Below are 16608 nucleotides of genomic sequence, written 5' to 3'. Positions count from 1 at the left end.
ATGCAAACTAAGAAAGTGAATTCAGGTGCCGTTTAATTTAAATATAATGGGCGATCAGGTGTTATAACAGATGCCAATGGTTTATACTATATGTGTACCCGATACTACAATCCAGATATTAAGCGTTTTATGAATGCAGATGCAGTAGTAGGTAATGTATTAGATGGTAGAAGCTTAAATCGTTAGGCATACGTTAATGGTAATCCAATCAGCTATGGTCCCTTTGTTTGAAGTCTAGGAAAAAAAGACGAAGGTACTGGTTATAGTTGATAAAAAGAGAAAAATATTGAGGATAGATAAAGGAGAATTATTCATTTACCGGTAGACTCGCTGAAAGTATTCTTTTTTTACTATCAAAAATGTAGACGCTAAAAAATGCAGAAAATCTGTGGTTTAAGTATAGCCTGTATTATTTGTGGTAGTGAATTATAAGTCATAGCATTATTCATAAAAGATATAAAAATCAGCTCTCGCATTAGCAGATTAAAATCAGCTAATGCAAGAGCTCTTTTAAATTTGACGGAATAAAATATTTAAAATTAAAATAATTGAATAAATATTTAAAATATATTAAAATTATTTTATATTTGGTAATTTTGGGAGGGAATATGAAGAAGAAGAGAGTAATAATATGGCTAATGATTTTTTTACTTATGGGTAATAGTATTTATGCAGCAGAGTATTTTTATGATGATCTTAATAGGTTAGTACGGGTAGAGTATGAGAGTGGTATTTGTATTGAATATGAATATGATAATGCAGGAAATATATGTAAAATCACAACTACAGGTGCAGATGAGTCAAATGAGGGAGAAGAGAAAGAGCCTGAAGAAGGGGAAAAGGAAGATAAGGGGGATGAAAAAGATTCCGAGGATAAGCAGAATGAGAATCATACTGAGAGTGATAAAACAAATAGTGGAGTAAAGAATGATACAGCAGGAAGAGAAAAAGAAAGTGTTACTACAAATCAAGTAATCTTAACATTAAATAGCAATATAGCTGTATATAATGGACAAACTATAGAGATGGATGCAACAGTAATGATTTCAAAAAGTAATAGATTACTAGTACCTGTAAGATATTTGGCATATGCACTTAATATATCACCAGAGCAGATTAAATGGCATGCAAAAACAAAAGAAGTAGAGATTCTAGGAAGTAAGAGAATTGTTATAGGCATAGGAAAAACATATATGCTAGTTAATGGTATAGAGGTACCATTATTAGAAAAGGCACAGATTATTAATGGAAGAACTTATTTACCAATAGGGGATATATGTAGGGCATTTGAAGTGAGTTATAGCTGGGACAATAATACGAAACAGCTAAGTATTGTAAGTAAATAGAGGTTATGGAGGGGAATATGAGGAGTAGAAAGAAATATTTATGCTTTTTATTAGTGGGGGCTATATTAATTGAGACAATATATGGGGAAGAACTTAGAGGTGCATTAGGTGATGTGATTAATGCAGTGGTCAATACGAGCATGAAAATAAGTAATAATGTAGACCCAAAGACCACATCATCAATGCTAGAAGTTATAGCAGATAATAGTATGGAAGTAACTACATCAAGTATGCTTAATGTGACAGCACTGTATAACCAAATAGAAGATGGTTATAGTATAGATGATGTAATAACATTAGAGGAAGATATGATAATTGATGGCAACACATATCTATATGGGCAAGTAGATTTAAATGGATATAAAATGACCATTAATGGAAATCTATACTGCCAAGAGGACTCTATTCTTGAAATGAACGGGGGACAGCTCTATGTAAAGCAAAATATAGAAATACAAGATAGTACACTAATTATGAACAATGCGAATGATGAGATCCATATAGAGGGAGACTTTAAGTCTAATGTAGCTCGGAGGATTAATCCTGTTAGTCAAATGGAAACTAGTGTAGCTAGTTATGGAATGCAATCGCTAGAATTAACTGATGGATGTATTTATATTAAGGGAAATTTAAGTTCGAATTCAGCTCAAGGTTACTATTCGGAAGGTAATCATAGAACTATATTCAATGGGATAGGTAATCAGTACATAGATATTGAAGGGCTGGAGTTGTTTAACAATGATTCTAGCATTAATAGTATTGAAATAGTAGAGGAAAGTAGCATTATTGTAAAGAATTATATTAATTTAGAGCAAAAACCTAATGACGAAACACTTAGTAAAATCTCTCCAGTAGAAAAGGTGTTAATTCAAGGGATGCCACTTGTAAATGAGATAGAAGGCGATGTAGTACTAAATAACTATAGTAATCTAAATGGTGATATTACAATTAAAGGGAATTTGTATATTAATGGTTATATAGAGTTAAATGGGTATAAACTGGTTGTAAAGGGTAGTTTGTATTGTGATAATTACGCTACACTAAGGATATTGGGGGGAAGTGTACAAGTACAAGAAGACGTTTATTGTGAGAATTCATCTCAGATTAATTTAGGTGGAGGAAGACTAGAGGTACTAAGAAATATGATTATCAGCAATTCCATCTTAAGTATGAGTGATGATGCAGATGAAGTTGTTATCAAAGGAAATTTAACATCTACCATATCTGGGTATTATTATCCATTACTTACAAATGGAAAGTTATACATAGGTGGGGATCTAACAGCTAATACACCTAAAGCATATTATTCTGGGTATAAGCATATTACCATTTTTAATGGAGAACGAGAACAATATGTTGATATAAAAGGCAATCAAGTGTTAGGAGTAAGTTATTCAATTAATGAGCTTGCTATTGAGGAAGGAACAACATTAATATTAAAAGACTATATAAATTTAGACAATAATTTTGATGATGAAATGTTGAAAAGGATAGAGCAGCCACAATTTCTACTTATAAACGGAGTACCTATTAGTGGAAAAATAGAACAAGATGCGACGGTGACTACATCGTTGTACCTATATCAAGATTTAGCTATTAATGGAAATCTATATATACAAGCTAATGTTGACCTAAATGGACATAAGCTTGAAGTTAGTGGAAGTGTTTATATTATTAATAATAATACAATAGTAGTTGATGGAGGTAAGTTTTCTGTAGAAGAAAACTTAAAAATGAGTAGTAATAGTCTAATTATGAACAGTGAGGCTGATGAAGTCATTATCAAGAAAGATCTTTTGGTTACAGGATATTATAATTATTCTTCATCACCATTAACTAAAGGTAAACTCTATATAGGTGGGAATCTAACTTCTGATGCTTATATACCATATTGCTCTCAAGGACAACATATTACTATTTTTAACGGTATAGGGGAGCAATGCATTGATATAAAAGGATATGCAAAATTTAATAATAATTATCGAATTAATCAGATAGCCGTTGGAGAAGAGTCAACATTAGTATTAAAAGATTATATGAATCTAGGTAACGAGCCTAATGACCAATTATTAAAACGAATCAGTCCATTAGAATTTTTATTGGTAAATGGTATTCCTAACACTGGATTAGTAGATGAAGATTTAACCATTAGAACACCGCTTGTTTTACATAAGGATATGGTAGTAGATAAGGATTTATATATTAAGTCTAACTTAGATTTGAATGGACATACACTTACAGTTTTGGGAAATGTGTATCATACATCTGGGACCTTGAAAATAAATAAAGGAAATCTAATAGTAGGTAAAGACTTTAAAACAAATGGTTTAATCTACATGAAAAATGTTGAAGATTCAATAGAAGTGCAGGGAAATTATATAGTTAATACTGGGGGGTATTCTATAAGCAGTGACTATCAATTTACCGCTGGAATGGTAAAAATCAAAGGAAATCTAAAGACGGGTAATAACTATGGATATAAGGCTACAGGGGAGCACAGGACGATTTTCTATGGAGAGGGCATACATATAATCGATCTCTATTATCGTTATTATCAAGGGATTGGAAAACTAGGGACCATGGATAATGCCATAATAAAGCTTGAAAGAGGAACTACTATAGGTGAGATCATAAATGTAGAAGTATTAGAAGGGATGCAAAACCTTTCTTATCTGTATTTAACCAGTATTCATATTACAGAGCCTGTAGATAAATCCTGTACTATAAATCTACCTAATTCTACAGTTAAACTTACCCATGATTTAGTGATAAAGAAGGATTTAACATTGACAGGAACATTAGACTTAAATGGTTATAATTTAATAGTAGAAGGAGATTTTTACCATAAGGGATATCTTAATATTAATAAAGGAAAGTTAACAGTACATGGTAATTTACAAACAAGTAATAGCGCAACTTTTTATATGCAAAATGATGAAGATATCATAGAGATTAAAGGAAACTATTTAGCAGGAAGTGGTCAGTATAACAGTGTAATGACAAAAGGAAAAGTATATATAGGAGGCAATCTAGAAGTATTAGTCAGTTATGGGTATAAGGCTGCAGGTACCCATGAAACTATATTTAATGGAAGTAGTGAGCAAAGTATAAGATTTTACTACCCATATGTACCTTATAATAACATTGGAACATTAGTGATTACTGATGATAGTAGTGTCACATTAATAAATGAGATATATGTAGATGCACTAAAAGACAAGACAACGCTTAAAAGAATTAAGAATAGAACTAACTTAAAAGTAGCAGGTGCAACAATATTTGAAGAAGAATATGTGGAAGATTACACTATTACTAATAGTATAAAGGTAGGATCAGATGTAATTTTCAAGAAAGACCTTTATATTAAAAATGATGTTGACTTAAATGGACAGCAGTTAATAGTTGAGGGGGATCTGTATATACAATCAGGAAGCTTAACGATTAGCAATGGTAAGCTTGAAGTTAGAGGGAACTGTGAAATTACCGGTACAGGTAGGTTTAATATGCTAAATGAGCAGGATGAGGTAAGGGTACTAGGTGATTTTAATACACAGAGTACTAATACGACGGCGTCCACCCTAACGAGTGGAAAGTTTTATTTAGCAGGTAATCTAATTAGCAATACAAGAACTGGTTTTTTTGCTAGCCAGACGCATACTTTAATTATGAATGGAAATAAGCAACAAGTCATTATGTTTGCATCTACAGCTAGTGATGGTAATGCAATAGCTTCTATATCTATACCAGATAATACAACTGTAAGATTGGTTAATCCTGTAGTATTCCAAAAACCAATAGCCAAAGCAGATTTAGATAAAATTACCCCCGTGCAAAATATTATTTCTGAGGGGAATGTAGGTAATCTAGAGGGAGTATGGGAAGGTGATTTAACCTTAGCCAATAACCAACTTACCTCAGATTTAATCGTAACCCAGAATCTCTATATAAAAGGGGATGTGGACCTTAGAGGCTATCAGCTTACAGTTAAAGGGCATATTTACCATGAAGCAGGAACATTAACTTTAAATGGGGGGCAAATTAAAGCAGAGAAGAATTATTATTTTGCTGTGGTAAATGGAGAGAATTATACTGATAGTACAGGAAAAATTGTTGCCAACCAAGAAAGTGAACAGATAGAGATTATTGGTGATCTAGTTTGGACATACAATATGACACATGTCATTATGTCATCAGGTAAGTTGATTTTGCATAGTAATGTTATATGTAAATATAGCAATTATTCAAGTAATAGTCTTGGGAAATTTACTAATGAGGCATATATAGTTCTAGCTGGAAATACTTATCAAGAAATAAATCTTTACTATAGAACTGAATTACCAAATTTAGAAGTCACTGCAGCTGCTGAGAAAAACATAAAATTTTATACTGAGATAATAGTTACCAATCGATTTGTGCATCATAATGTTAACTACACAGGGAATGTTTATTTTAAAGATGAGGCAGCTTATCAAATATTATCGGACCCTACTTGGGATAAAGAAGTACCTTTATATGGACATACCTTTAAACAAGATATTAAGACCGATAAGGTTGTTAGAATGGTTTCAGATACTTATATAGATGGGGTAACAGTAGAGTTCGATAATATCGTTAAGGGAGATTATATATATATTAGAAACCAAGGAAATGCTATTTTTAGAAATTTAGTTGAAAATTATCGAATAACTATAGATAAAGAGAGCCTAGTTGAACTATATGGATGTGCTAAGATTAATAGTATTACAGGAGAAGGGAAGGTAGTAATAGGCAATGATGTAGAACTAGGGTCATATAGTATTGGCCAGTTAGTCATTGAGAAAGGTAATTTAACTTGCCTAGAGCAAAATAACAATAGCTATGTCAAGGAGCTGCAAGTTAATAGTGCCACGAAGATAGCTGGCTTATTATATATAGATAGCTTAAAGCTAAGCGAAAATATACACATTACTAATCCAGAAAATATAGTATTTAGAGTACTTGATGAGTATAATAAACACCCTAATAAGGGATATAGTCTTGGGAATGTTATTTTAGCTTCGAATTACAATTTTACTGGAGATGTACGTATCAAAGGAAATTTATCGCTCTCTAATAATGCAAAAGTTAATGTAGCAGGTGATTTGTTAGTAGAGTATGGCTCTATTACAGTCTATAGTGGAAATTTATATATAGCTGAAAATTTAAATACAAAGAATAGCGGAGTAGATATACGAACTGGAACAGTAGAAGTAGGAAAAGATTGTGAGCTAGCTTGGCTATCTTTTTCTAGTGCAGCAAATCAGCTTATTTGCCATGGCAATTTGAAGTTACTTCCAATAAATGATATATATATTGGATATGGACAAATTATAATAGAAGGGGACTTGGTGCAACAAGGAGATAAGAGCATTCAGATTGGTGCATCTATACTTTTTAAAGGGAATAAAAAGCAACAAGTTATTCTGAATGATAATAGAAATTACTTCACTCAGGTTACAAACCAAAATACAAGTTCAGAAGGAGTAATATTTAATAGTTTTAATTGTATTAAGGAATTAAAGGATGAGTATGGTACCATCCATTTTGAACAACCAGGAAAAAGATTATGGCTAACTAATAGTACTTTAGCAGAGGATTTAGTGATAGAGGGAGATGTGTATCTTGTTGGCACAAACCTTGATTTAAATGGTCATACGGTAATTATTAAGGGGAATTTAACACAAATTTATGGGAATCTTAATATAGGTAGTGGCACATTAAAGGTTGATGGAGATTACAAATATATTCATCATAGTAAGTGGGGGGATGAGGCATGGCAACTGCAAGCTTCATATAGTACGACCTATCTAAATATGGAAAATGCGGATGGTTACTTTTATATTAAAGGAAATATGGAGGTTAATAATAACAGAGCATACGTGTATTTGCGAAAAGGTAAGTTAGTTGTACTTAAAGACTGTAAATTTGCACCGTATCGTATAGATAGTGATATAAACCATAAATTATTACTCATTGGTGATAATAGGCAAACTATAGATACTAAAGGGGTTAGTTATAGCTATTACAATAAAGTAGGGACATTAGTTATTGACAAGGCAGTAGACAATTATACTTTTAATCCTACTAACTGTTATCAAAAGCTAGAAATTGTGGAACAGCAATCAGGTGATACACCACAAGGATTTCAAATTAGCTATCAGACAGGTAAGAAAGTAGTACTTAAATGGAATGAATTACAACCTATTAGAGAAGAAGAATCCTATCGTATTTATAGAAATGGTGAGTTATTAGAAGAAACTACAGAGCGAAATTATAACGACACCACTGTCCAATCAGGTGAGACCTACACTTATCAAGTGACAGCTGTAGTAGGGGATCAAGAAAGTGAAAAAACAGAGGGAGTAGAGGTAACACCTTCTGAACCTAAAATTCTAGAAAGTACAGTTGACCATGAGCCGGTAATAACTAATAATACTCACAAAATTACTGTTAAATATGATAATAACTACTATAGTTTCAAAGAGTTAAGGGTATATGATGTATTTAATGGGCAAGAAAACTCTCTCTTTTCTACTTCATCACCTAGCACAACAACACAAAAGCAGATTACTTTTGATAATACATGGTATTTATCAAGTACAGCAGTAGGAGAACATACCTTAAAGTTTGTATTTACGGATATAGATGGCAATAAGTTTATAGAAGAACGAAAAGTACAAGTGCAAAAAGGTGCTTATGCAGCAAGTGTTATAAAAAGTGAGGCTGGTATTCAAGTATCATGGAAAGTACCTAAGCCAGAAAGTGTATCGCATTGTAAGATAGAAGTATATGAGGCTAATAAGCGCATTAAGGAAGATGAGCTGCAGAAGAACTTTACAATTTTATATGATGATTTAGATACAAGTACTAACTATACCTATAAGATTTATACTTACTACACAGGTGGTAACCAAAGTGAACCGTTAATTACTAATTTCTATGCAAGCAGTATGTTACCTAGAGGTGGAAGTGTTATTGATGCAAGTACAGAATTCATTATTAATAGTAATGCAGGTGCGTCCTATTTTGATTTAGCTTATTATAATGTGGATCTAAAGCAGTGGCTCCCTATTAGTTATGCTTATGAAGTAAAAGAAGGAGATAAGGCATTTAGTAAGCATTATGCGTATCTTTTAAATGTACCGTTTGGATATGAAACATTAAAAATTCGCATGATTACAAAAGGAGACAATGGTGCTACCCTACAACAAGATTTTGTGTATACAGTAGAAAATAATACAGTAGATTTAATCAATCCAGAGATAACAAATATAACACCCGAAAAAAATACAACAGTAACGGGTAAGACTGACTTTAAAGTAGTTGCTACAGATAATCATAAGGTAGCTAGATTGCAGATGTCTTATTGGAATGAAAGGCAAAAGCAATGGACATTAATGGGAGAAAATACAAATAGTAATGAACTCCTTGTAAGTTATCAAATACCGATTGATGTAGGAAGTTTTAAGGTAAGATATCAGGTATGGGACAAAGCCGGCAATACAACAGATGCTATTTACATTTATGAAGTGGATCAGAGTTATTTTGCCATTACAGATATGCAGTTTGAAGGTAGTAAGGTGACATTAGAATGGACAACCTATGGAACCAATCACATAGGGCATTACTGTATGGCATATAAAAATTTAACAACAGAGGATTTTACCTATTCTGAGAAAATAGCAGGTTCACTAAATAAATACACTTTAAATGACCTAGTAATAGGTGATATCTATGAGGTGCAAATTCATAAATATGATTTGCAAGGAAAGATGATAACAAGTACAGAAAAAATAATGATTAAAGTTGGCAGTGACAATCTAGGTATTACAAGTTTTGGACCACACCAAGGATATTTTAGTGACAAAGTGCTAGTTAATATAGGTGCTAGAAGTACTCAAGGAATTAGTAAGATTACCTTAGAAGCGTCTTATGACCAAAAAGAGTGGCAAGTAGCAGCTATAAAAGAATATACCATACCAAGTAGGGCTAATTCGTATGCAATAGAAATAGATCTTTCAAGCTATAAAGAAGGCGAGTTATATTTTAGACCACTCATGGAAGACCAAAAAGGAAATATACTTGATAGCAAGAGTTTACCAATCATTTTAGTTAACGTAGACCGAACTGCTCCACCATCTGTTAAAGCATTTACAGCAGAGGCTAAGGGAAATAACGTTAACTTGTCATGGGAACTACCGGATGATGTAGCAGACATAGCTTATTGGCAAGTAGAAAGAAGGGCAGAAAATGAAAGTGAATACAAGCTCATTTATAAGGGGAATGGTCTTAGTAAAGAGGCTATTGATACAACTGTTCAAGCTAAGGCGAAATACACCTATCGTATTTTTAGCATAGACTGGGCAGGTAACGGTTCAAGTGCACAAACAGCCAAGGTAGAGGTTCTAGAAGATAGGCAAGTCCCAACTATAGAAACCTCTTGGAATGGTGTGGAAACACCCCTATATAGTGATGTGCTTCGTATTCACGCAATTGATGATTTTTATTTAGCTAATGTACTAATTGAAATTAAAACAGCTACTAGCCAGACTTATAAAGTATTTAAAGAACATCAACTAAAGGATGTCAATAGTGCCTGGATTGAAGCTGGCTTTTCAAAAGATGATTTTGAAGAAGGTAATAATACTATTCGTATTACTGCAACGGATCAAGCAGGTAATAAGAGTGAGGAGCATCTCTTTACAGTAAAGGTAGATAAAACACCACCTAAGGAGCCTAATATAGTGGCTCAAAGTACAGATAAGGGTATTGCGCTAGAGTTTAGTAGTGAAGAAGAGGGTGTACGTTACTATTTATTTAAAAAAGAAAAGGTAAACTTTAATTACTTAACTGAAACAACGGAGACCGCTTATTTAGATAAAGCAACCATTCCGCAGAAAAGCTATACTTATATGATTTATGCAGAAGACACTAATGGTAATAGAAGTGAGGAAGTACAGCTTGCAGTAAAGGATGAAAGAACTGATAATGAGGCACCATCCATCCACTTAGCTAACTTTACACAAGGTGTTATTGGAAGAAATTATATTCTAGATGCCTCTAAATCTATGGATAACTGCGGAATCAATGAAGTGATTTGGCTTATTGATGATGAGATTACTAGAAAGGGTGCCATTGTTAATTATAGTTTTAATACATTAGGTATACATAATGTAAAAGTAGTAGTGACAGACTATGCCGGCAATAAAGCGCAGCGAGAGATTGAAGTAGAGGTAGTAAGGGCGACCCAGTTAGGAGGCATAGAACTTAGTATAGTAGATAATAAAACAAAACAAGCCGTAACAGATGCGAGTGTTTATATTACTTCTAATTTAAGAGCTGAACAAGATAATTTATTTTATACCAATGCTAATGGCGTATTAACTACTAATTTACCAAGTGATACTTATGAAGTAAGTGTATTTTCTCCTACAGCAGGAGGAGGCAGTACTACATTAGAAGTGAAGAATGGTGAGGTACAGGTAGAAGAAATAACGCTTGAGAAGATAGATATTATTAAAGGACAAGTTAATGTTAAACCATTAAGTTTAGAAGAAATAGTAGAAGCAGGTATTGATATTAAAGATCCAGATAATCGTCAAGTGTATGAAGCAATCATTAATTTAGAATTTGAGCAAGTACGCATTTTTGTTAATCAAAAGCCACAAGTTCATTATCAAACACAAAATAATGGGTATTACTACTATGTAGGTAGTACTGAAGGCAGTGGAAAAAGTAACGATTTTAAGCAGGCGACACCACCTACACTTTACATTCTAAAAATACCGTTTGAAATCAGTATGTTAAAAGAGTTCTTTGAAATAGAACTAGAATTAATAAATACTAGCGACCAAGATATTTGCTTCCAAGATATTATGGCGACTATTGATCTTCCAAATGGTCTTAGTTTAGCACCGACTACAGAGGTTCAAACCATCAATCATGAGGTAGAAGAAATTAATGGTGGTCAGCAGACAACTACTAGCTGGCTAGTAAGAGGGGATAAAGAGGGTGAATATGAAGTAGGTATAGATGTCTCCGGTGTATACACCTTTGGTACAGATCCTAATAAAAAAATACCAGATAAAATGAGGTTTATTACAAAACCACCACTTAAGGTCTATGGTAATTCAGCTCTCTATATGTATGTAGAAGCACCGGAAATTGCCATGCCGGGAGAAGAGTACACCATTGACGTAGAATTAACTAACGTGTCAGACAAAGATATTAATGACCTCAAAATTAAGGCAAAGGAACCTTCTAGCTACAAGCAAGTAGGTGAAGAAATAGTAGTGGACTATGGAAGTGAAGGCTTTGACTTTACTACAGAAAATATGACGGTGGTTCCAACCTTAAAATTAGGCCAAGAGGTAAGTGTCAAGGTATTAGAACCAGGGCAATCCGTAAATATGACCTATACCACAAAGATTTTATTTCCTGAAAAGGATGAAGAGGGCTTCGATGTACAATATATGTTGAGAAATGCTTTTATTACAGGAATGAATGGGCGTGTAAACATCAAGACAGGTCTAATTAGTACCACCAAACAAAGTGGTAGTAGGCTAAGAGATGCTAGCTATTTAGAAGCTTATAATAGCGGTGGTATAGATGCAGTAACCGGTGCCCAAGCACTTGATCAGCCTATTATGAGTGTTAATAGTGCCATTCCATTATCACTAGGACTAGAATACAATACAGCACAAACCAAAGGAAATATACTTGGTAGAGGATGGAGCCATACCTTTGATTCTTATATTGAAAAGATATCAGATACACAAATTAGAGTCTTTTGGAGGCCGCAACAATTCACCTTGTATGAACGCAGGGAAGATGGCGTTTATGTAGCAGGAGATTGGCAGACGAATAAAGATAAGCTCTATGTAGAAGCAGATGACAGTTATCGACTAGAACGTTCTGATATGCAAGTGCACTATTATAATGCTAAAGGTAAGCTGACCAAGCTGGTGAATAAGATGGGACAAGCTTTAGTCTTAGCTTACAACGACCAGGATTTATTAGAAACTATTACAGAGCCTATTTCAGGAGAAAATATTCATTTGGCTTATGATAATCAGAAGCTAAGCAAAGTAACAGACGATCATGGTAGAAGTGTTAAGCTATCTTATAATCAATCAGGACTTTTAGAAAGCGTAACAGATATGCTAGGCCAGGCAACTACCTATCATTACAATAAGAAAAAACTTTTAGAAGAAGCCATTAATGCAGAAGGCAATAGCTTTGTCAAATTAGGCTATAATGCCAAAGGAAAGGTTATTTCTCAAACTTTTCCTAAAGGCTATACAGAAACCTACAGCTATGAGACCTACACAGAGGGAAATACCAGCTATATTACTATGGTTACCACAGATGATGTAGGTAACAAAACTTATAAAACAGTAGATATGGATGGGCAGTTATTAAAAGAAATAGATGAACTAGGCAATACCTATTACTTTACCTATGATAGCAATCATAGAAAAATAGGTGCTACTGACGGTGAAGGTAATACCACTAGATATCAGTATAATGACTATGGTGATGTGACAGAAATAAAAGATGCGATGGGCTATACTCAAACCTATACTTACGATGAACATCGCAATCTTTTAACTTATACGAATCAAAAGGGCAAAGTAACTACTTATACCTATGATGAATCTAATAATACACCTAAAACCGCCGTACTATCAACAGGTGCAACTACACGGTATGACTATAATGCACAAGGGTTATTAGAACAAACGACTAACTTTGATTACTATGAAGGCTTAGATGTAGTAAGTATTAATAGTTATGAGCAAGGTAGGTTAAAGTCTGTCTCTGATTTTAATCGCAATGAGACTACCACGACTTATGATACCTATGGCTTCCCAAGAACAGTAACAGATAGAGAAGGCAATACGACTACTTATATTTATGATGCAGCAGGTCAGCTAAAGAGCATGACAGATGCCAAAGGCTATACGACAACTTATACCTATGATAAAACAGGCTTATTAAAGACACAGACAGATGTGAAGGGCACCATTAGTTATGACTATGATACAGAAGGAAATATGGTGAAGCAAACCGACCCTAAAGGTAATGTGACAGAGTATGATTACACCATTAAAGGGCGACTGAAATGGACAAAATACGCTGATGGTAGCAAAGAGCAAATCACCTATAATGCAGCAGGGCAGATAGAAACGTCTACAGATCGTAACAATGCCGTAAGTAGCTATACCTATGACAACGCAGGCAATTTAGAAACAGAAACACACCCACAGTCAGGAACCACATCCTATACCTACGACAGTTTAAACCGCAAGAAAACAGAAACGAATGCTAAAGGTGCAAACATTACTTATGAGTATGATGAACTTGGTCAAGTGGTTAAAATCATAGCACCAGATCGCTATGTGACCACACAGACCTATGATGATTTAGGTAATCTCACCACGCTGATAAATGGCTGTATGGAAACCACAAGTGCAACTTATGATAAGTGGGGTACCAAGCTTACTAGTACAGATGCAAGGGGGTATGTAACCTCTTATAAGTTTGACAAAATGGGCAATCTTAAGGCCGTAACCAATCCTTTAGGGCAAACAACCAGTTACTCCTATGACAAGGAAAATCGTTTAAGAACGACTACTAATTCGTTAGGTTATACAACTTCCATGACCTATGATGCTCTGGGTAACATAGAAACCACTACTGATGGTGCAGGTAGAACAATGAAGACTTTTTATGATGCTAGAGGCAATGCCAAAGAGGTTTATGATGGCTATGGTCAGCTTATTAGCAAGATGACCTATGACGCAGCTTCTAACTTAGAAACTGTTACAGACGCATTAGGCAATACTACTACGAACCACTATGACAATATGAATCGCCTTCAAACCTCTATAGATGCTCTTAATCAAACCAAAGAAAGGCAATATGATAATAGAGGTAACTTAAAACAGGTAGTAGACCCAGCTACAGAAAACAGAACAGAGCCAGTTATTACATCAGCTACTTATAATCCAAAGGGACAAGTGAAGACCATCACAGACCCAGAAGGCAACACTCAAAGCTATGACTATGATGTAATAGGTAATTTGTTAACAGAAACCACACCATTTGGTGGTAAGTATTCTTATACTTATAACGATCTTAATTTACTTAAAACGAAGACCAATGCAAGGGGCCAAACAGCAACCTATGACTATGACGCCGCAGGTAGAATTAAGAGTTTAACAGACCAAGTAGATAGCACTAGCTACACTTATGACAAAAATGGCAATCTACTAACTGTAAGTTCGGCAAAAGCAGGCACTATTACTAGAACCTTTGACGAGCTAAACCGTGTCAAAACTTATACAGATGCAAATGGTAATACGATCCAATATAACTATGATGCTGCAGGCAATCTCAAGGAAATGACATATCCTAATGGGCAAAGTATTACCTATAACTATGATGGCTCAGGCTTGCTTGCAGATACTATAGACTTCAAAGGTGGGACCACTCACTATGACTACGATAATAATGGCAGAATCAAAACAATCACAAGACCAAACGGTACTACTAGAAGCACTACTTATGATGCTGCAGGTCAAGTGAAAACTATCATTGATACAAATGCCAAAGGAGAAATGGTCTGTAACTATAGCTTTGACTATGATGCGGGTGGTAAAATAAAAGAAGAAAAAGGCTTGAATGAAAACCTCACTATTACTAACGGTGAAACCATCATGACCTATGGCAAAGGCAATAGACTTCTTACCTACAACGGACAAGAAGTTAAATATGACGCTGATGGTAACATGACCTATGGGCCACTAGATGGTAAGATGGTAGACTTTAAGTACGATGCTAGAAATAGACTTATAGAGGCCGGCACAACAACTTACCAATATGATGCAGAAAATAACAGAATCGGTCAAATCACCAATGGTGAAAAAACAACCTATGTAGTAGACACCACAAGCAGTGCACTCTCCAGGGTATTAGTAGAGAAAAAAGGCAATACAGTTAGACAATACATCTACGCTACAGGCCTTATTATGCACGTAGAAGGTGGTGAATATGCGACTTACCACTACGACAACAGAGGAAGTACAGTAGCTATTACTAATGGACAAGGAACAGTAACAGATACCTTTACCTATGGTCCATATGGCGAACAATGCGGCAGAACAGGCAAGACTAGAACACCATTTCTCTACAACGGTAGATACGGTGTAGAAACAGACAACAACGGACTCTACTACATGAGGGCAAGGTATTATAATCCAGATATCAAACGTTTTATTAACCAAGATGTTATTCAAGGAAGTTTAGATAATGCCATAAGTCTAAATAGATTTGCTTATACTAATGGTAATCCTATCAGTTATATCGATCCATTTGGAACAGTGACTATGGAAGAAGGTATGGCATTAGAAAGACAAGCAAACTTGAGACCAAAGACTCAAGAAGAAGCTATGAGAATATGTCTTAATCAACAAATGGCAGATTTAAAGTTACAGCAAATACAAACTGAAAAAGCTAAAAGGCAGAAGGAGATTAAGAGACTTAATAGAGAACTAGAATGGAATCAGTTCTGGGGAGGTGTTGAGAGTTCTATTTGGGGTGGCCTTGCAGTTGGGACAGATTTTACTTGTTCAGTAGTACCTGTTATGAATTTTTCTTATAGAAGTGCACAAGGTGTAGGGAATATAACAAATCCTAATATGAATTGGGATATATGGTTGCAACAGTGGTCCGGAGCAGGAATAAGCACAGCTACATTTTTCTTGATGGGGCCAATGCTAGGAGTTACAGGGAGTACATCAGTTGGAGCAGTAGGTGGGACAATAAAAAATGTGTTTACACAAAGTCCATATATTACCATGGGGCAATTCTATACGGGAACGTTGGTAAACAGTGCTACTACAGTATCTCAGGTAGTGGGTAACACTACTAGAGTAGGCAGATGGATGTCGCAAGCAGAATATAAGAATATGGTAAAGACTGGAATGGTTCAAGAAAGTTATAGTGGAACAACACATGTTGCTAATCCTGCATCTATAGAAGCATTTGGAAAGCAGGCAAAGGTAGGGCAAATTTATGTAGAGTTTGATGTTCCTACATCTGCTCTAATACAAACAAATGAAGGATGGGCAAAAATACTAGGTCCTAATACGATAGAAGCCCGTCTAGCTGTGAAAAAAGGCTTACCTATACCAGAAATACCACCTGCTACTAATATTCAAGTAGTTGGAGAAAAATAAAA

Annotated in this window: 2 protein-coding genes; both read left to right on the top strand. The window is 34.6% G+C overall.

All coding sequences use genetic code 11. From position 1 onward, the window contains the following. Positions 1-608: 608 nt before the first annotated feature. A complete protein-coding gene (locus tag EKH84_RS20485) occupies positions 609-1346 on the top strand; it encodes a stalk domain-containing protein (protein ID WP_127067730.1) in 738 nt (245 codons plus the stop codon). A 17-nt stretch (positions 1347-1363) separates the two neighbouring features. After that, the gene (locus tag EKH84_RS20480) at positions 1364-16606 is read left to right on the top strand and encodes a TreTu family toxin (protein WP_127067729.1); all 15243 of its coding nucleotides are present in this window, start codon (positions 1364-1366) and stop codon (positions 16604-16606) included. Positions 16607-16608: the final 2 nt, after the last annotated feature.

Origin of the sequence: Cellulosilyticum sp. WCF-2, assembly GCF_003990395.1 — a bacterium.
Classification (GTDB): Bacteria; Bacillota; Clostridia; order Lachnospirales; family Cellulosilyticaceae; genus Cellulosilyticum; species Cellulosilyticum lentocellum.
Note: the sequence above shows the minus strand (reverse complement) of the source record. Positions and strands in the feature narration are given on the sequence as shown.

What these genes read in the sequence shown, in the direction of transcription:
- EKH84_RS20485 (WP_127067730.1), top strand. Translation starts at nt 609, where the DNA reads ATGAAGAAGAAGAGAGTAATAATATGGCTAATGATTTTTTTACTTATG.
- EKH84_RS20480 (WP_127067729.1), top strand. Translation starts at nt 1,364, where the DNA reads ATGAGGAGTAGAAAGAAATATTTATGCTTTTTATTAGTGGGGGCTATA.